Source organism: Streptomyces sp. NPDC001750, from assembly GCF_042892615.1.
Lineage (GTDB): Bacteria > Actinomycetota > Actinomycetes > Streptomycetales > Streptomycetaceae > Streptomyces.
In genome coordinates this window covers 21,859-39,343 of sequence record NZ_JBIAUE010000044.1, presented here as the reverse complement: position 1 = coordinate 39,343, position 17,485 = coordinate 21,859, and the positions used below count along the sequence as shown (strand labels likewise).

Annotated in this window: 12 protein-coding genes; 8 read left to right on the top strand and 4 right to left on the bottom strand. The window is 72.7% G+C overall.

The window, feature by feature from the left end:
• The first annotated feature begins 987 nt into the window (after positions 1 to 987).
• The 5 genes from ACFYY6_RS35845 (at position 988) to ACFYY6_RS35825 (ending at position 6,737) form a co-directional block, all read left to right on the top strand.
• Positions 988 to 1,128 (top strand): hypothetical protein, encoded by a 141-nt coding sequence (locus ACFYY6_RS35845; RefSeq protein ID WP_389197391.1) that lies wholly within the window; start codon positions 988 to 990, stop codon positions 1,126 to 1,128.
• A 208-nt stretch (positions 1,129 to 1,336) separates the two neighbouring features.
• Positions 1,337 to 2,692: an MFS transporter gene (locus ACFYY6_RS35840; protein ID WP_389197389.1), complete on the top strand. Its 1,356-nt coding sequence runs from the start codon at positions 1,337 to 1,339 to the stop codon at positions 2,690 to 2,692.
• Positions 2,693 to 3,689: 997 nt separating this feature from the next.
• On the top strand, positions 3,690 to 4,094 hold the full coding sequence (locus ACFYY6_RS35835) for a hypothetical protein (protein ID WP_389197387.1): 405 nt from the start codon (positions 3,690 to 3,692) through the stop codon (positions 4,092 to 4,094).
• Between the two features lie 79 nt (positions 4,095 to 4,173).
• Positions 4,174 to 5,445, top strand: coding sequence for a PLP-dependent cysteine synthase family protein (locus tag ACFYY6_RS35830; RefSeq protein WP_351519883.1), 1,272 nt, complete (start codon positions 4,174 to 4,176; stop codon positions 5,443 to 5,445).
• Positions 5,442 to 6,737, top strand: coding sequence for an MFS transporter (locus ACFYY6_RS35825; protein WP_389197385.1), 1,296 nt, complete (start codon positions 5,442 to 5,444; stop codon positions 6,735 to 6,737). Before ACFYY6_RS35830 ends, ACFYY6_RS35825 begins: the two co-directional genes overlap by 4 nt.
• A gap of 90 nt (positions 6,738 to 6,827) precedes the next feature.
• Here the strand turns inward: ACFYY6_RS35825 and ACFYY6_RS35820 are convergent, their stop codons facing one another.
• On the bottom strand, positions 6,828 to 8,444 hold the full coding sequence (locus ACFYY6_RS35820) for a multicopper oxidase family protein (protein WP_351630950.1): 1,617 nt from the start codon (positions 8,442 to 8,444) through the stop codon (positions 6,828 to 6,830).
• Positions 8,445 to 8,528: 84 nt separating this feature from the next.
• Complete coding sequence (locus ACFYY6_RS35815) at positions 8,529 to 8,990, bottom strand: hypothetical protein (RefSeq protein ID WP_389197383.1); 462 nt, start codon at positions 8,988 to 8,990, stop codon at positions 8,529 to 8,531.
• Positions 8,991 to 9,629: 639 nt separating this feature from the next.
• Between ACFYY6_RS35815 and ACFYY6_RS35810 the strand changes: the two genes are divergently transcribed.
• Both ACFYY6_RS35810 and ACFYY6_RS35805 read left to right on the top strand, forming a co-directional pair.
• Positions 9,630 to 11,543 (top strand): ABC transporter ATP-binding protein, encoded by a 1,914-nt coding sequence (locus ACFYY6_RS35810; RefSeq protein WP_388650952.1) that lies wholly within the window; start codon positions 9,630 to 9,632, stop codon positions 11,541 to 11,543.
• 18 nt (positions 11,544 to 11,561) lie between these two features.
• Positions 11,562 to 12,857 (top strand): MFS transporter, encoded by a 1,296-nt coding sequence (locus ACFYY6_RS35805; protein ID WP_351519890.1) that lies wholly within the window; start codon positions 11,562 to 11,564, stop codon positions 12,855 to 12,857.
• A 137-nt stretch (positions 12,858 to 12,994) separates the two neighbouring features.
• Here the strand turns inward: ACFYY6_RS35805 and ACFYY6_RS35800 are convergent, their stop codons facing one another.
• Positions 12,995 to 14,473: an acyl-CoA synthetase gene (locus ACFYY6_RS35800; RefSeq protein ID WP_389197393.1), complete on the bottom strand. Its 1,479-nt coding sequence runs from the start codon at positions 14,471 to 14,473 to the stop codon at positions 12,995 to 12,997.
• A gap of 771 nt (positions 14,474 to 15,244) precedes the next feature.
• Between ACFYY6_RS35800 and ACFYY6_RS35795 the strand changes: the two genes are divergently transcribed.
• Positions 15,245 to 15,676: an Lrp/AsnC family transcriptional regulator gene (locus ACFYY6_RS35795; protein WP_073787381.1), complete on the top strand. Its 432-nt coding sequence runs from the start codon at positions 15,245 to 15,247 to the stop codon at positions 15,674 to 15,676.
• 93 nt (positions 15,677 to 15,769) lie between these two features.
• On the opposite strand, the gene ACFYY6_RS35790 is transcribed toward ACFYY6_RS35795, so the two are convergent.
• The gene (locus ACFYY6_RS35790) at positions 15,770 to 17,470 is read right to left on the bottom strand and encodes a GAF domain-containing protein (RefSeq protein ID WP_389197381.1); all 1,701 of its coding nucleotides are present in this window, start codon (positions 17,468 to 17,470) and stop codon (positions 15,770 to 15,772) included.
• Between the last annotated feature and the right edge of the window lie 15 nt (positions 17,471 to 17,485).

The following is a 17,485-nucleotide window of genomic DNA, read 5'->3' as shown; positions in this document are numbered from 1 at the left end:
GGGGGGGGGGGGGGCCGGGGGGGGGGGGGGGCGGGGGCGGTGGGGGGGGGGGGGGGGGGGGGGGGGGTGCGGGGGGGGGGGGGGGGGGGGGCCCCCCCCCCCCCCCCCCCAGCCCCCCGGAGGGGGGAGCGAGCGGGATGCAGCGGGATAGAAACGGGGCGATATATCCGCTTCATTAAGAAACCCGCAGGTGAGAAGCGTCGCTGGGATTGGTTCGAGTCCCACCCGCCCCACAGGTGTCTGGAGAAACCTTCCACTCCTGAACTGGCGAAACGTGGAGGCCCCCGTTGACGCGGGGGCCTTTTCGTGTTCCTCGACCCAATGGCTCGCCCCATGCTCGCCCGACGTGCCGGACTCGTCGGCGAGGCACGCGGGCGGCTCACTCGCACAGACGCGCGTATTGGGCCGTCCGGATGCGCGGCGGTCGGAGGTCGACGGCGGATCCATCTCGGCGAGGAAAGCGCGTCGGCTGCCGGTGGTGTCGTGGGCGCTGGAACCTCTTGTTCGGTCAGGTCGGTTCGCGCTGCTGGCTGTTGCCCGGCGGGCGCGCGGCGTGCACAGCCGCTCGGGGGTGCGGCGTGCACGGTCGGCCGAGGGCGTGGCTCTCGATGCCTGGGGGTGTGGGCGACGAGGGTGTGAGGAAGGGGCGCCGGGTCGGTTTCCCGTCGTGGTGTCAACCGGGCAACTCTCGTAGTAGGTACGGGTGTTGTCCGGAACCGGGCGGTATTCCCGGACGTTCTGATACCTCGCGCGAGGGGCGCCGTACCCGTTTGCTTGGTCGCTCCGTTCAGGTCGCTGTCGCTGTCGCTGTCGCTGTCGCTGTCGCTGTCGCTGTCGCTGTCGCTGTCGCTGTCGCTGTCGCTGTCGCTGTCGCTGTCGCTGTCGCTGTCCCGTATCCGTTGTCCGGGTGGCGGGAGCGGGGGGCCATGGCGCGGTTGGTTCCGGCGTGGGCAACGTGCTGTCGCGGCTCGGGGCGTCGATCGGTGTGTGCCTTCGGGGGACTGGTCGCTGGACGCCGTCGCGGGGCTGACCTCGTGGTCCCCGTGGTGGGCGCCCGTGGCCATGGTCCTCGGTGTGGGCAGCGGACTGCTCACCTGGCTGGTCCCACCAGTCGGGCCCCCGTCGTGACCAATGGGAAGACCGCCGTGTGTCACTCGACAGAAGAAGTTTAAGGTTCAACTTTCGTGGTACGGTCGGGCATGCCCGGGCGCCCTGTCGCGCGCCGTTCCTCCCCGTCGGTGCCGCCACGCTCCGTCCGGCGCCTTTGGCGCCCGCCCGTACCCGCCGTAGTGCCGAGTGCGACCGAGCGACCGCTACGAGAGAGTCGAGGTGCTCCATGTCCGACCGCAAACCTTCGCACCCCGCTGACGGCGGTGCGGCCCGCAGCAGGACCGGTTACGCGCTCATGGCGGGCCTGCTGTCCGCGATGATGCTCGGCGGCACCATCCCCATCCCGCTCTACGTGCTCTACCAGGCGCGGATGGGCTTCGGGCACCTGACCATCACCGTCGTCTTCGCCGTCTACGCGATCGGGACCCTGCTCGCCCTGCTGTTCTTCGGCGGGCTCAGCGATCACATCGGCCGCAAGCGGGTGCTGGTGGGGGCGATCGCGCTGGCCGCCGCGAGCACCGGTGTCTTCCTCGTCGCCACCGACGTGCCGACGCTCGTGGTGGCCCGGGTGCTCAGTGGCTTCGCGGCCGGTCTCGCCACGGGCACCGCCACCGCGGCCATCGCCGAACTGCACCCGCGTGGCGATCACCGTGCCGCGGCCGTCGTCGCGTCCGGCGTGAACATGATCGGCCTGGGCCTCGGGCCGCTGCTGGCGGGCGTGCTGGCCCAGTACGCCCCGGCGCCCCTGCACACCGTCTTCTGGGTCTACCTGGGTGTCACCGCCGCCGCCCTGGTCGGCCTGTCCCTGATCCCCGAGACGGCGGCGCAGCGCGACGGGGTGGTGAGCCTGCGTCCGAACGTGAGCGTCCCCGCCTCCGTGCGGCGCGTCCTGGCGGGTGCGGCCCTGGCGATCTTCGCGGCGTTCAGCCTGCTGGGCCTGTTCAGCAGCCTGGTCCCGAGCTTCCTGCGCGGCACCCTCGGCATCCACAACCTCGCGGTCATCGGGGCCGTGTCGTTCCTGATCTTCGCCACCGGTGCCACCAGTCAGGCGGCCTTCTCCCGCCTGGCGGGCCGGGTCTCGGTCGGCTCGGGGCTCGTGCTGCTGCTGGTCGGGCTCGCCGGACTGGAGCTCGCCCTGTTCACCGAGGTCCTGTGGCTGTTCCTGGTCGGCACCGTCCTCAGCGGCGCCGCGGTGGGGCTGGTCTTCCGGGGCGGTCTGGGCGAGATCAACCGGGTCGTCGCCCCTGCCCGCCGGGCCTCCGTGATCTCGATGTTCTTCGTGGCCGCCTACCTCGGCATGGCCGCTCCCGTGGTGCTGATCGGGCTCTTGTCGCAGACGATGGAGCTCGTGGTCGCCAGCGCGTTCATCGCCGGGGTCGTCGCGCTGATCGGCCTCGCCGCCCTCGCGGTCGTGCTGCGCACGTTCGGCGCCTCGGCCACGCCGGGCCCGACGGCCCCGGCCCTGGCCGCGGTCCGTCCGGCGCCGGTCGGCGGCGCGGTGCACGCGGATGCCCGGCGCGATCCGCGGGTTCCGGCCGGAGTCCGGCCGGACCAGAACCAGAAGGCGAACGACGCGAGGTGACCGCCGACGGAGCGACGCGGCGCCCGTGACGAACGGTGTGTCGCGATCGCCGGTGACGAGAGGACGTCATGTTCTACAGGGACCTCGTCGAGGTGCTCGGCACGGTCGCCGAGGGCATTGGAGTGGCCGTCATCGCCGTCGGGAGCTTCGCCGCGCTGGTGCCGTACCTGGTGGGCACCGTCCCACGACCGGAGGGCCGTCGCCGGTGGGAAACCGGGGCGGGAGCCGGCCACCCCCTCCGGTCCTCCGCACGAGCGGCCGGACCAGCGGTGAACACCCCCCGTCGTACGGCCGGACCGCCACGTCGGTGCGACGCGCCCGGCCGGGCGTACCCGGAATTCCGTAGAAGATTTCGCGAGTGCCGGGGCGGGATTTGTCTTTCCGTCGAGAATTCCCCGTCCGGCATTCGGGAGGAGGGAATCGGTGCGGCGCGCGTGGCGGAGACGCGACGCGCACCGATGCCCTTCCAAAGGGCCGTCCCGTAATCCCTGATGGATCTGTGCGCGGCGTCGGATGCGGTGCACCGCAAGGCGGGGGCGTCCGCATGCTGGATGTAGGCGGACGTTCCGGCAACGCGGCGAGGTGCCGTAGCCGACGATCGTGCGCCCGCCAGGGGTTACGGGACAGAACACCTGGGGCGTGTTGCGAAAGTGGCGCCCTCCCCCGCTCGGCGCGGCTCGGACCAGTCAGTTGAGGCGTGGTCACCTCGTGGATGTATGTGTCGATTCCCCGACGAGGGTGCGCGATCGAACATTTGATTCGAGCGGTTGATCGATTCTTCCTGCGACTCTTCGCGCCCTGTGTCGCGATATTCCGGTCCTTCGCGAATATGCGCTTAAGATGATCGCGCGATCACGGCTCCGTCACGCCCGCGTAGCCCGCCTTTCCGCGTGAAAGCGGCCGGTCGGCGCACTCCCCGGGTGTGGGCGAGGCGGACGAGTTCCGCCCCTGGACTCCCGAGATGCGGCCGAGACAGGACAGCCCGCCCGGAGGACCTGTGCCCCGCCACTCCCACAGCCGCTTACTCGTCGCCGTCGTCGGCGTCGTCCTGCTGGCGGTGGCCCACTGCTTCCCGCCGCTCGGCGACACCGCGCACCGGCACATCGCCGGAGCAACCCCGACGCGCCCGGCGGCCATGACGACCGGCCTCGATCACGCCGAGGACCAGGCCCCCGGCCACCCCCACCACGAACACAGGGCCGGGTGCGCGTCGCCCCGTCTCGATTCCGAACTCGGCCTCGCGGCCCGGCGCGTGGCCGACTCCGCAGCACCGGTCGTGTCCCGCGTCGAGAACCCGGCACCGTACGCCGTCCTCCGGCTCCACGCCCCGGCCGGGGCGTGCGGAGACATATCCGGTTCCGGCCGTTCGACGCGGATCAAGGTCTGTCGGTGGCGCATCTAGGCCGTCCGCCCGCAGCCGTGTGCTTTCCGGCTGCCCACGGACGACCCTCTGACGCGCATCACCGAAACGAGAGCCGACCATGCATTCCTCGACCACCGACATCACCCCTCTCACCGGCACCGTCCGATCCGCCGGCACCGTCCGTTCCGCCAGCACTGTCCGATCCGCCGGCTCCGCCCTGTCCGGGCTGGTGGGCAACACCCCTCTGCTCCGGGTCCCGGAGCCGCTCGCCCCGGCGGGCCACGGTTTCTGGGCCAAACTGGAAGGCTTCAACCCCGGCGGCATCAAGGACCGCCCCGCCCTGCACATGGTCGAACGGGCTCGTGTCCGCGGCGAGCTGCGCCCCGGCGCCCGCATCATCGAGTCCACCAGCGGCACGCTCGGCCTCGGTCTCGCCCTCGCCGGCATGGTGTACGGCCACCCCGTCACCCTGGTCACCGATCCCGGACTGGAACCGTCGATGACGCGGCTGCTGTCCGCGTACGGGGCGCAGGTCGACGTGGTCGCCGAACCGCACCCGACCGGCGGCTGGCAGCAGGCCCGCCGCGACCGGGTCGCACGGCTCCTCGCGCGGCACCCCGGTTCCTGGTGCCCGGACCAGTACAACAACCCGGACAACACCGCCGCGTACACGCCGCTCGCCCTCGAACTCGCCACCGAGCTGGGGCACATCGACGTCCTGGTGTGCAGTGTGGGCACCGGCGGGCACTCGGCCGGCGTCTCCCGTGTCCTGCGCCGGCTGTACCCCGGCCTGACCCTGGTCGGAGTCGACACCATCGGCTCGACGATCTTCGGCCAGCCCGCCCGGACCCGCCTCATGCGAGGTCTCGGGTCGAGCATCCACCCCCGCAACGTCGCCTACGACCAGTTCGACGAGGTGCACTGGGTGGCCCCGGGCGAGGCGGTGTGGACCTGCCGCCGGCTCGCCTCCTCCCACTACGCCACCGGTGGCTGGAGCGTCGGCGCCGTCGCCCTGGTCGCGGGCTGGCTCGCCCGCACGCTCCCCGGGGAGGCCAGGATCGCGGCCGTCTTCCCCGACGGTCCGCAGCGCTACCTCGGCACGGTGTACGACGACGACTACTGCGCGGCCCACGGCCTCCTCGCCGGTCCGCCCGCACCCGAACCGGACGTGATCGGACGGCTGGGCGAGAAGGAGGTCACCCGCTGGACGCGGTGCGCCTCCGTGGTCGACCCGCTCACGCTCACCGAGGAGGAACCGGCGGCCGGTGACGCCCGTTCCGCGGGCACGGTCGAGGGCACCGGATCCGCGGGACCCTCCGAGGGCACCGACCCCGCCGACGCGTCCGACGTCGCTGGATCCGCCGACGCGTCCGAGGAGCGGGTCCGATGAGGGGGACCCTCGCCCGGTTCCGCTCGTACGAGAGCGGCGTGCGGCTGTTGATGGTGAATCAGTTCACCATCAACCTCGGCTTCTACATGCTGATGCCCTATCTCGCGTCCCACCTCGCCGGGTCCCTCGGACTCGCGGGCTGGCTGGTCGGACTCATCCTCGGCGTCCGCAACTTCAGCCAGCAGGGCATGTTCCTCGTCGGCGGGACGCTCGCGGACCGGCTCGGCTACAAGCCCGTGATCATCACCGGACTCGTGCTGCGCACCGCGGGCTTCGCGACCCTGGGCCTGGTGGACTCCGTCCCCGCGCTGATCGCCGCCTCCGCGGCGACGGGGCTGGCCGGAGCCCTGTTCAACCCGGCCACCCGCGCGTATCTCGCTCTCGACGCGGGGGAGCGCCGGGTGGAGGCGTTCGCCTTGTTCAATGTCTTCTACCAGGCGGGGGTACTGCTCGGCCCCCTGGTGGGCATGGTGCTGACCGGCGTCGGCTTCCGGGTCACCTGCGTCGTCGCGGCGGTCACCTTCGCTGTGCTGGGCGTGGTGCAGATCCGCGCCCTGCCGGCCCGCCGGGCGGTGGAGGCCGGGGGGCCGGCAGGGCGGAGCGTCCTCGCCGAGTGGCGGGGCATGCTCGCGAACCGCCCGTTCCTGCTGTTCTCCGTGGCCATGACCGGCTCGTACGTGATGTCGTTCCAGGTCTACCTGGCACTTCCGCTGGAGGTGCGGCGACTCGGCGGGGAGGGCGCCTTCGGCACGGCGGCCGTGGCCGCCCTGTTCGCCGTCTCCGGACTCGGCACGATCCTGTATCAGACCAGGGTGACCGCCTGGTGCAGGGCCCGCATGGAACCGGGCCGCGCCCTCGTCCGGGGCCTGCTCACGATGGCCGCGGCGTTCCTGCCGCTCCTCGCCGCCACGACCGTTCCCGTACCGGCCGGAGGGATCGGCCTGTGGCTCCTGGCCGCGGTGCCCCCGACCCTGTCCGCGCTGCTCCTCGCCGTCGGCACGATGATCGCCTACCCCTTCGAGATGGACACCGTCGTGCGGCTCTCGGGCGACCACCTCGTCGCCACGCACTACGGCCTCTACAACACCGTCTGCGGGGTCGGCATCACCGTCGGCAACCTCCTGACCGGAGCGGCGCTCGACGCCGCCCGCGAGGCGGGGGTGCCGGCCCTGCCCTGGGCCGCGCTCACCGCGCTGGGCCTGGTGTGCGCCGCCGCACTGCGCCGACTGCACAGGGCGGGCCGCCTCGCCGCGCCACCGGCCGGGGCCGGTGCGCGGCCACTGACCGCCTGACCCGCACCGCCGGTCGACGGGTGTGTCCCGGCCGGGAATTCCCGGCCGGGACACACCCGCCTTGCGGCGGGTCGTCGGCTCCGGGTCCGGTTACTTCTTCAGGTAGCCGAGGACGGTCATCATCCCGGACTCGGAGTGGTACACGTTGTGGCAGTGGACCATCCACAGCCCGGGGTTGTCGGCGTCGAAGTCGACGTCGAGCCGCTTGCCCGGCAGCACGATCGACGTGTCCTTGCGGGCGCCGCCGTCGGCGAGCGCGAAGGTGTGGCCGTGCAGGTGCATGGGATGCCACATCGTCGTGCCGTTCACGAACGACAGCCGGACGCGTTCGCCGGAGCGGACCGGATGGCGCTGCGCGGGGTCGTACTTCCTGCCGTTGATGGCCCAGTCGTACTTCGCCATCGAGCCGGTGAGCCTGAACTCGATCGTGCGGTCGGGGCGCTCGGCGTCCAGCCGTACGGAGTCGTCCGCCTTCAGCTGACCGCCGTGGAGGACCCGGCGCTTCAGTTCCGCGGGACGTACGGAGGCGGTGGGCGCGGCGCCGCCGCCGGTGCGCAGGACGGCGAGGGCGGTGCGGTTCTTGCCCTCGGCGAGTGCCGTGAGCGGGAAGGCGCCGTTCCCGGCGGTGACGAGGGCGTCGATCCGCTCGCCCATGCCGAGCAGCAGTGCGTCGGTCCGCGTGTGCCGGACGGGGAAGCCGTCGGCGTGGGTGACGGTGAACCGGTGTCCGCCGAGCGCGATCCGGAACGCGGTGTCGCCGCCGGCGTTGATGATGCGGAGCCTGATCCGGTCGCCCGGCTTCGCGGTGAAGGTCGAAGGGGCTTCCGGCGTGCGGCCGTTGATCAGGTAGTGCGGATAGCCGACGTCCCCGGCGTCGCCGCCCAGCAGATCGCTGCTCGCGCCCATCAGCATCCGGGAGGGGCCGGAGGGGGTCGGGGACGGTGCGGCCTTCGCCTTCCTCGTCGTCATCGAGGTGTGCGACATGTGTGACATGTCGTGGCCCTCCATGCCTCCCGAACCGCCGTGGTCCATGTCGCCCATGCCCTTGGCGAGTTCGGCGAGCACGGCGTCGGGGGTTGAGCCGTCGACGCCGTCGACCCAGTCGTCGAGGACGATCACCCACTCCTTGTCGTACGCCAGCGGCTCCTTGGGGTCCTCCACGACGAGCGGGGCGTACAGGCCGCGGTCCTGCTGGACGCCGGAGTGGGGGTGGAGCCAGTAGGTGCCGGGGTGGGGGACGGCGAAGCGGTAGTCGAAGGAGGAGCCGGCCGCGATGCCGCGCTGGGTGAGGCCCGGCACCCCGTCCATGTCGTTGCGCAGGGCGAGCCCGTGCCAGTGGACGCTCGTGGCCTCGGGCAGGTTGTTGGCGAGGGTGAGCGCGAGGGTGTCGCCCGCGGTGACCCGGATCTCCTTGCCGGGGAGGTCGTCCCCGTACGCCCAGGAGCGGACCGTGCGTCCGCCGCCGAGGTCCAGCCGGGTCTCGGCGGCGGTGAGCCTCACCGTCCGGTAGGGGCCGGGCGTGCGACGGGCCTCGGCCGCCGCGACCTCCTTGCCGTCAGGGGCGAGGTAGTCGGCGGTCGGTGACGTGCCGTTCGCGCCGGAGGAGTGGTCCATGCCGCTCATCGAATCCGAGCAGGCGGTCAGCAGGCCGGTACCGGCGGCGGCGAATCCCGCGCCGAGGACGGTACGACGGGTGAGTCCGGTCATGTCTGTGAAACCCCTTGAGGAGTCGTTGCGTGAAGAACATCAGGAAGACGGCGTTCCGCTCATGGCGAGGAGCGGCCGGGCTTCCTATATGCGCAGCAGCGACAGTCGGCTCAGGAGTGATCCGGGCGGGGCGGGCGGCGGGATCGCGAGGAGCGCGTACCCGAACCGCCGCGTCACCGCCGTTCCGACGGCGCGGGCGGCCCCGCCGAGTACGGCGCGTGCGACCAGCAGGGCACCGATGCCCGCACCGAGCACGGCGAGGCACACCGTGGTGGTGACCCCCGCCCCGTGTGCGGGCGCGGGATCCGTGGTGCGGAGGGGCTCGGCGACGGCCGGGCGGTGCGCCGGCCCGTCGGAGACGTGGGACGCGGTCGTGATGTGACCGTCGGAGACGTGGGAAGTGGTCGTGATGTGACCGTCGGAGAGTTTCGTGACCGCGTGTTCGCCGGGATGGCCGAGCGCGTGCATCAGCACGATGCCGAAGAGCAGCGCGACGGCGAGCACGCATCGGCCCAGCCATGTCGCGGGCTTTCGGCGCGCTGTCACGTCGGTCTCCGTTCCCCGTCCGGCTCTGCGGCTGCCGGACCCGTCCCCATGGTACGGGGAGGGGGTATTCCGGCGGTCGTGGGGTCCGGGCGGGGCGGGGTGTGATCGGGAGGAGTCGGCCGGAACGTTGTCCTGGGCAAAGGTGAACGTTGCCCTGGGTGAAGGTGAAGCGTCTGAAAGGCCGTCGGCGCGCGGGTGCCGGAGCGTTGGCGGACCGCGACCTGGGGCAATAGTCATGCGGTGTGCGGTATTTAGCACCTTTGGTCGAATAGTTCCTCCTATGACTTGTTGGTCCCAGGGGGGAGTCGTAGTGTCGGTAGTGCCGCTGCAGGAGCAAGGAGCGGTGCGACAAGACCTCCTAAGGAGGCGAAGATGAAGGTTCGTAGCATCTTCGACCACAGGGACAGGGACCACGGTCATGACCGTGACCATGGACGCGGACGAGACCGTGATCACGGATACCGTGACCACGGCGGCCACGACAGGCATCGCGGACGCGACAGGGGTTACTGACCCTCATCCCTGACTCCATCCCCGATTCGAGGCGGCTCGTGCTCCGGCGCGGGTCGGCCTCTCGTTTTTTGGGTCCGCGTCTATGGAGCCGGTCCATAGCCCCAGTGTTCGTGAGACGTGACGCTCATGCTGCTGCGTGGTTCCGCGGGCCGTTCGGTGCCCGACGACGGGCCTCCCCCCGACGACGGCCTTCGCGCGGGCGGGGGCGGCCCCGGCGACGCGGTGTCGGACGTGCCGGTCCGTACCGATCCGATCGGTGTCTGGAGGGCGTTCCGGCGTTTCTGGCCGCTGACGCGGAGGGATCGCTGGTGGCTGGTGGTCGTCTTCGTGTGTGCGGTGCTGTCCGCCGTCGCGGAGACGGTGACGGTGCTGCTGTTCGCGGAACTGACCGATACGGCGTTGGGGCAGGGGTCGGTCAGCGCGTTCTGGCGCCCCGCGGGGCTGTGGCTGGCGGTGGCGGTCGCGGGAGCCGTGACGGGGTATCTGGGCAATTCGCTGGCGGCGTGGACCGCGGAGCGCTTCGTACTCCGGCTGAGGGCACGGGTCTTCGGCCATCTGCAGGCGCTGCCGCCCCACTTCTACCAGGCGAACCGGCGTGGTGACCTGGTCGAACGGCTGACGGGCGACGTCGAGGCGATCGAGGCGCTGGTGGTGACCGGGATCGTGGGGGCGGCCTCGGCCCTCTTCAGCACCGTCTTCTACGCGGCGGCCGCGCTGTGGCTGCGCTGGGACCTGGCCCTGGCCACCTTCCTCATGGTCCCGCTGTTCTGGTTCACCACCCGCCGGTTCGCCGGGCCACTGCGCGCGGTGTCGCGGCGCGGACGCGCGGCGGACGGGGCGATCACCGCGGTGGTCGAGGAGACCCTGGTCAACGTCGTCATGACACAGGCGTACAACCGGCAGCGCGCCGAGGAGGAACGGCTGCTCGGCAGGGCGCTCATCCGGCTGCGGACGTCCGTGCGGGCGGTGCGGCTGACCGAGTTCTACGAACAACTCGTCGAGGTCCTGGAGACGTTGTGCGTCCTGACCATCATCGGCCTGGGCGCGTGGGAGATCTCCGAGGGGCGGATGACCCTGGGACAACTGCTGGCGTTCGCCGCGTTCATCGGCTACCTCTACCCGCCCATCCGCTCCCTGGGGCAGCTCGGTCTGACCGCCACCGCCGCGACCGCCGGGGCCGAACGCCTCCTGGAGATCCTCGACACCCCGCCCACCGTCACCGACCCCGTCGCCGGCCCCGACCGCCCCCTGCCGGCCGTGCCCCCGGGCCGGGCGCGGGGCGAGGTGGAGGTGTCCCGGGTCCGGTTCCGTTACCCCGGAGGCAGCGAACCCGTGCTGCGGGACCTCTCGTTCACCGCGAGCCCGGGCGAACTCGTCGTCATCACCGGCCCCAGCGGCGCGGGCAAATCGACCCTCGCCGCGCTCCTCCTGCGCTTCTACGACCCCGACGCCGGCGCCATCCGCCTCGACGGCGTCCCCGTCGACCTCATGCCCCTGGCCCGGCTGCGCGCCAACGTCACCCTGCTGCCCCAGGAAACCCTCGTCCTGCACGACACCATCGAGAGGAACATCGCCTGCGGGCGCGACCGCGCGCCCCACCACGACGACGTCGTCGCGGCCGCGCGAGCCGCCGACGCCGACCGGTTCATCCGCGCCCTGCCCGACGGCTACGACACCGTCATCTCGCCCGGCACCTCCCGCCTCTCCGGCGGCCAGCTCCAGCGCATCGCCATCGCCCGCGCCATGCTCCGCGACGCCCCCGTCCTCCTCCTCGACGAACCCACCACCGGCCTCGACGCCCTCGCCGCGCGACGCATCATCACCCCCCTCAAACGCCTCGCCCACGGCCGCACCACCCTCGTGATCACCCACGACCTCGCCCTCGCCCCCGACGCCGACCGCATCCTCGTCCTCGACGAGGGACGCCTGGTCGAATCGGGCACTCACCCCCAGCTCCTCGGCCACGACGGGCTCTACACCACGCTCTTCCGGCACCACGCGCACCCGCGCGACGAGAAACCCCGATCGGCGGGTGCATGACAGTCGTTACCATCCTGTGTGACCGAAACAGCCCCGAAGGACGAGGAGGCGGCCGACGAGCCCGCCCGCCGCCGCATACTCGCCGACCTGACGCCCCTGCGCACCTCTCCCGACTACCGGCGGCTCTGGTTCGGCAACACGGTTTCCTGGATCGGGCAGGGGATGACGGCGCTCGCCGTGTCGCTCCAGGTCTACGACATCACCGGGTCCGCCTTCTCGGTCGGACTCATCGGCTTCTGCTCGTTCCTGCCGCTGGTGGTCTTCGGACTGTACGGAGGCGCCGTCGCCGACACCCTCGACCGGCGCAAGCTGGGGCTGGCCAGCGCGGCGGGGTCGTTCGTGCTCTCTCTCGTGCTGGTCGGCGCCGCCGTCGCGGGGGTGGAGCAGGTGGGGCTGCTGTATGCGGTCGTCGCGCTCCAGGCGGCCTGCTTCGCAATCAACTCACCGGCCCGCAGCTCGATGATCGCCCGGCTGCTGCCGGCCGAGCAGCTGCCCGCCGCCAACGCCCTCAGCTCCATCACCAGCACCACCGGCACCCTGGTCGGGCCGATGCTCGGTGGGCTCCTCGTCGGCTGGTGGGGCTACCGGGCCGCGTACACCGTCGACGCCGTCACCTTCACCGCCTCGCTGTACGCGATGTGGCGGCTGCCCTCGATGCTGCCGGACCGCTCGGTCACGCGGAACGGGGAGGAGGAACCGGGCAGGGCCTCCGTCGCGGACGGGCTGCGGTTCCTGGGGGCCAGACCCAATCTGCGGATGACGTTCCTCACCGACCTGTGCGCCATGGTGCTGGCCCATCCCCGGGCGCTGTTCCCCGTCGTCGCCGTGGCCTGGTACGGCGGCGATGCGCGGACCACCGGCCTGCTGGTCGCGGCCCCGGCGCTGGGGGCACTGCTCGGCGGGGTGTTCTCGGGGTGGCTGGGACGCGTCCGCCGCCACGGTCTCGCCGTGCTCCTCGCCGTCGGCTCCTGGGGCACGGCGATCGCGCTGTTCGGGCTGACCCGTCAGCTCTGGCTCGGGCTGCTCCTCCTGGCGCTCGCCGGATGCGCGGACACCACCTCGATGGTCTTCCGGAACACCATGCTCCAGGCGGCGGTGCCGGACGAGATGCGTGGACGGCTCCAGGGCGTGTTCATCGTCGTCGTCGCGGGCGGTCCCCGCCTCGGCGACTTCCTGGCCGGCTCGGTCTCCGACCTGGCCTCGTCCGGAGTGGCCGTGACCGGGGGCGGGATCGCTTGTGTCCTCGCCGTGTCGCTGCTGGGGCTGCGGTGGCGCGGATTCGCCCGGTACGACGCGAAGGACCCCCGGCCGTGACACCGGGTGCCGGTGCGGCGGGCCGGGACAGGGGCCGCGGGCACGGCCCCGGCGCGTCGGCGGGGACCGTCGGACGCGGCCCCCGCACGGGCGGGCCCGGCGCGCGCACGGGTGGGCACGGCCCCGCCGGCCACTGGTCAGGGACGCAGCGACCGCTTCATGATCTTGCCCAGGTCATTGCGGGGCAGCGCCTCCAGATAGCGGACCGTGCGCGGGCGCTTGTGCGGGGCCAGCTGCGCGGCGACATGGTCCGCGAGCTCGTCCTCCGCCGGGGGAGCGGCGGGATCGGCCGGCACCACCCACGCGACGATCCGCTCGCCCAGATCCGGGTCCGGCTCCCCGGTGACGGCGGCCTCGCGGACGCCGGGGTGGTCCAGGAGCGCGTTCTCGATCTCGCCCGCGCCGATCTTGTAGCCGCCGCTCTTGATCAGGTCGGTGGCCTTGCGGCCGACGATCCGCACATAGCCGTCGGCGTCCCGGGTGGCCATGTCGCCGGTGCGGAACCAGCCGTCGGCGGTGAGCGCGGCGGCCGTGGCGTCGGGGCGGTTGAGGTAGCCGGTGAAGAGGTTCGGGCCGCGCACCTGGATCTCGCCGATGGTCTCCGGGCCGCTGCCGGTGAGGACGGTGCCGTCCTCGTCGACCAGGCGCAGCCCGACACCCGCCAGGGGCGCGCCGACCGTGCCGGGGCGCGGCTCGCCGTCGGCCCGGACCCCGGTGTTCATCAGGGTCTCCGTCATGCCGTAGCGCTCGATCACCCGGCGGCCGGTCGCCGCCGCGATCCGCTCGTGGTCGTGCACCGGCAGCGCCGCCGAACCGGACACCAGCAGCCGGGCCCCGGCCAGTGCCTTCGCCAGCCCGGCCGCCTCCGGGCCGGAGCCGTCCAGGGCCTCGGCCAGCCGGTGGTACATCGTCGGCACGCCGAACAGCATGGTGCCGCCGGACGACAGTTCCCGGGCCACCCCGTCGGTGGAGAACCTCCCCAGGTGCCGCACCGATCCGCCCCGGCGCAGCGGCCCGAGCACGCCCAGGATCAGCCCGTGGACATGGAACAGCGGCAGGGCGTGGACGAGCACGTCGTCACCGGTCCACTGCCAGGCGTCCGCCAGCGCGTCCAGCGAGGCGGCGATCGCCCGCCGGGGCAGGACCGCGCCCTTGGGCGGGCCCGTGGTGCCGGAGGTGTAGACGATCAGCGCGGGGGACTCGGGGGACGGTTCCGGCAACGCGGTCGCGGCGCCGCCGGGTACCACGCCGTCGTCGCCGTCCGGCTCGATGCCGACGTCGATACGGACCGGCGCGTCCAGGACGGGCGGCAGCGTGTCGTCCGCCCCGGCCAGCACCACACCGGGCTCGCTGTCGGCCACGATGTGCCCGAGTTCGCGCGTCCCCGTCCTCGGGTTGAGCGGCACGGCGGGCACCCCGGCCCGCAGCGCCGCCACGACGGCGACCACGGTCCGTGGCGTGGGGGTGGCCCAGACGGCGACCCGCCCGGCTCCGGTGAGCCGCGCGGCGAGCCGGGCGGAGGCGGCGTCCAGCCGTTCGTACGTCAGCGAATGTGCGCCGAACCGGACGGCCTCGCGTACGGAGGCGTCGGCGGGCAGCGGCAGAAGAGGCGTCATCCGGCCGACCCTAACGACCTGGAGGGCGACGCGGGGCGGGCTCGCTGTCGCCCCAGGCCCCAGGCGCTGTCGCCGCCCCGGCCGGGGCCTCGGACACGGCACGGACACGGCACCGGACCCGCCGGGGACGGCCGGGGCTCCGGGCGCGAGGGGGGATCGCCCCGAGGCCGGCCGGGGGCTCCGGGGACGGACCTCCGTGAGTGCCGAGACCAGCGGGAACATCAGCCGTGCCCCGTACTTGTCGGTGAGCGCGCCTACCGGGATCCGGCCCAGCGAACCGACCAGCACCGGCACGGCGACCAGCAGCGACTGCTCGAACGAGGTCAGCCCCAGCCGCTCCTTGAAGTCCCCGGACAGCGGGGAGACCAGATTCCAGGCCCAGAAGGTCAGCCCGGAGCCGACGGTGGCCATCAGCAGGCTGCGTAGGCGGCGCCGGACGCCGCGCCGGTCGGCGTGGGGCCCGTTCGACAGCGGTATTGATCCTCCGCCTTGCGACGCACCGCACCGGACGCCGCGACCTTCCCGGTAAACCTTGCCGGTCACGGCACTAAGGGCTGTCCCGTAATCCCTGACGGGCGCCCGACGACAGCCGCGGCACCTCGCCGCGTTGTCGGAACGCCCACATACGTCCCGTATGCGGGCGCCCCTCCGCCTTGCGATGCACCACATCCGACGCCGCGCGCCGATCCACCACGGATTACGGGACAGCCCTCAGTCATCCGAAATCATCCGCAAGGGCTCAAATGGGCCGAATCCTGGGACAATCGCGGTATGGACCGTCTGGACAGGGAAATCCTCGGCATCCTCCAGGAGGACGCCCGGATCTCGTACCGCGATCTGGGCGTACGGGTCGGGCTCAGCGCCAACGCCGCCGCGGACCGGGTGCGCAGGCTGCGCCGCGACGGCGTGATCCGCGGATTCACCGTGATCATCGACCCGGCCGCCGACACCCGCACGGGCCTGGTCGTGTTCATCGACGTGACGCTGCGGATCGACACGACGAACGAGACGTTCGAACGGGCCGTGCTCGCCCTTCCCGGCATCACCGAGGTGGTGCACGTGACCGGCGGCCATGACTACCTCGTCCGGGCCACCGTCGCCGACACCGCCGCCCTGGACGGTCTGCTGCGCAGGCTCAAGCGGGAGGCCGGCGTCGCGCACTCCAACACCCGGGTCGCGCTCAGGGCGGCGCCCGCCCGCTGAGGTCGTCGTCCGGGTGGCCGGTGCGGCTGCCCGGACCGGCGCCCGTCCGGTGACGGTCCGCTCGGAGCGGCCACCGCTCGGTGACGGTTTCCCTCAGAGTGGTGCCTGCCAGGTGACGGTCGACGAGCGCGAGCCGTCCTCCTCGCGGCCGTCGTCGGCCACCGTGAGCCGCACCGCGGGCCGTCCGTCCGCTCCCGCGACCGTCGCGTCCACCTCGACCTCGATCGACGACACCCCCGTACGCCGGTGCGCGGCGGCGAGCGCGCTCCGCAGCGCGGCGAGCAGCTCGCGCTCCACCGGCTCCCGCACCAGCGCGTCGACGGCACCGTCGAAGTGCACCGACGGCTGGAAGCCGAGGACGGCGGCGGCGCCCCCGGTCTCCCGCAGCACCCGGCCGCGGAAGGTGGTGGGGGCCTCCGCCGGTGGCTGCTGGAGGGCGAAGATCGCCGTCCGCACCTCCTGGATGGTGGAGTCCAGCTCGTCCACGGCCTGGTCGAGCAGTTCGCCCGTCTCCGGCGAAGGAGCCCTGCGGCGGGTCGACTCCAGCATCATCTCGGTCGCGAACAGCCGCTGGACGACGAGGTCGTGCAGATCGCGGGCGATCCGGTCCCGGTCCTCGTACACCGCGAGCCGTTCCCGGTTGTGCTGCGCGTCCGCCAGGACCAGGGCGAGCGCGGCCTGCGAGGCGAACTGCGTGGCCAGCTGGCGGTCCAGGGGCGTGTACGGGGGGCCGCCGCGCCGCCGGGGCAGGGCGAGGGTGCCGATCAGCCGCCCGCCGCTCTGCAACGGCAGCATCATGCTGGGCCCGAACCGCGACCGCACATGCGTCGTCATCCGCGGGTCGGTCGCCGAGTCGTCGATGAACACCGGCTCGCCGCCCAGCAATTGGACCAGCACGGGGGAGCCGGGCTCGATGGTCGCGCCGACGATCCCGGCCGGGTCGTCGCGCGTGGACGCGGTGACGATCTCCATGCCGCCCTCGTCGGTCGGCTGGAGGATCACCCCGGCGTTGGCGTCGGCGAGCGTCCGGGCCGCCTCGGCGACGGTCATCAGCGCGTCGGCCGCGTTGCCGCCGGTCAGCAGGGTGGTGGTGACGGCGGCTGCCCCTTCGATCCAGCGTTCCCGCTGCCGGGCCTCCTCGTACAGCCGCGCGTTGCCGATCGCGGTACCGGCGCGCGAGGCCAGCACCCGCAGCAGCGCCATGTCCGTGTCGGTGAAGCGGCCGGCGCGCTTCTCGGCGAGGTAGAGATTGCCGAAGACCCGGTCCTGGACGCGCAGCGGCGCCCCGAGGAAGGTGCGCATCACCGGATGGCCGGGCGGTACGCCGCCGGAGCGCGGGTCGGCGGGCAGGTCGTCGGAGCGCAGCGGACGCGGGTCGGTGACGAGGGCGCCGAGCATCCCCGAGTGACCGTCCGGGAAGGCGCCGATGCGGCGGCGCCCGGCGTCGTCGATGCCCGAGGTGATCAGCTCGCCGACGGTGCCGGGTCCGGGGTCGAGCACGCCGAGCGCGCCGTAGCGGGCGCCGGTCAGGGCGGTCGCCGTGTCCACGATCCGCTGGAGGGTGGCACGCAGTTCGAGGTCGTCGCCGACGCTCAGCACCGCTTCCAGGAGCGTCGGCAATGGGGACGGCGCACCGTCCGACGGGCCGTCCGCCGCCCTCGGTCCCGGGCCGGTCGAGGGCGCGTCCGGCCCCTCGCCAGGCGCTCCCGTGTCCGGACCGGTCGCGGACGGGCCCGTCGGGTCCGCGGCTCCCGGGCCGGTCGCGCACTCCGGTTTCGCTGATTTCTCGGTCATGCGTGCACCCCCCTG

Bases quoted from the DNA above. Each gene is read 5' to 3' on its own strand.
- ACFYY6_RS35810 (WP_388650952.1), top strand. From the start codon at position 9,630: ATGCTGCTGCGTGGTTCCGCGGGCCGTTCGGTGCCCGACGACGGGCCT.
- ACFYY6_RS35825 (WP_389197385.1), top strand. From the start codon at position 5,442: ATGAGGGGGACCCTCGCCCGGTTCCGCTCGTACGAGAGCGGCGTGCGG.
- ACFYY6_RS35830 (WP_351519883.1), top strand. From the start codon at position 4,174: ATGCATTCCTCGACCACCGACATCACCCCTCTCACCGGCACCGTCCGA.
- ACFYY6_RS35800 (WP_389197393.1), bottom strand. From the start codon at position 14,473: ATGACGCCTCTTCTGCCGCTGCCCGCCGACGCCTCCGTACGCGAGGCC.
- ACFYY6_RS35790 (WP_389197381.1), bottom strand. From the start codon at position 17,470: ATGACCGAGAAATCAGCGAAACCGGAGTGCGCGACCGGCCCGGGAGCC.
- ACFYY6_RS35840 (WP_389197389.1), top strand. From the start codon at position 1,337: ATGTCCGACCGCAAACCTTCGCACCCCGCTGACGGCGGTGCGGCCCGC.
- ACFYY6_RS35795 (WP_073787381.1), top strand. From the start codon at position 15,245: ATGGACCGTCTGGACAGGGAAATCCTCGGCATCCTCCAGGAGGACGCC.
- ACFYY6_RS35820 (WP_351630950.1), bottom strand. From the start codon at position 8,444: ATGACCGGACTCACCCGTCGTACCGTCCTCGGCGCGGGATTCGCCGCC.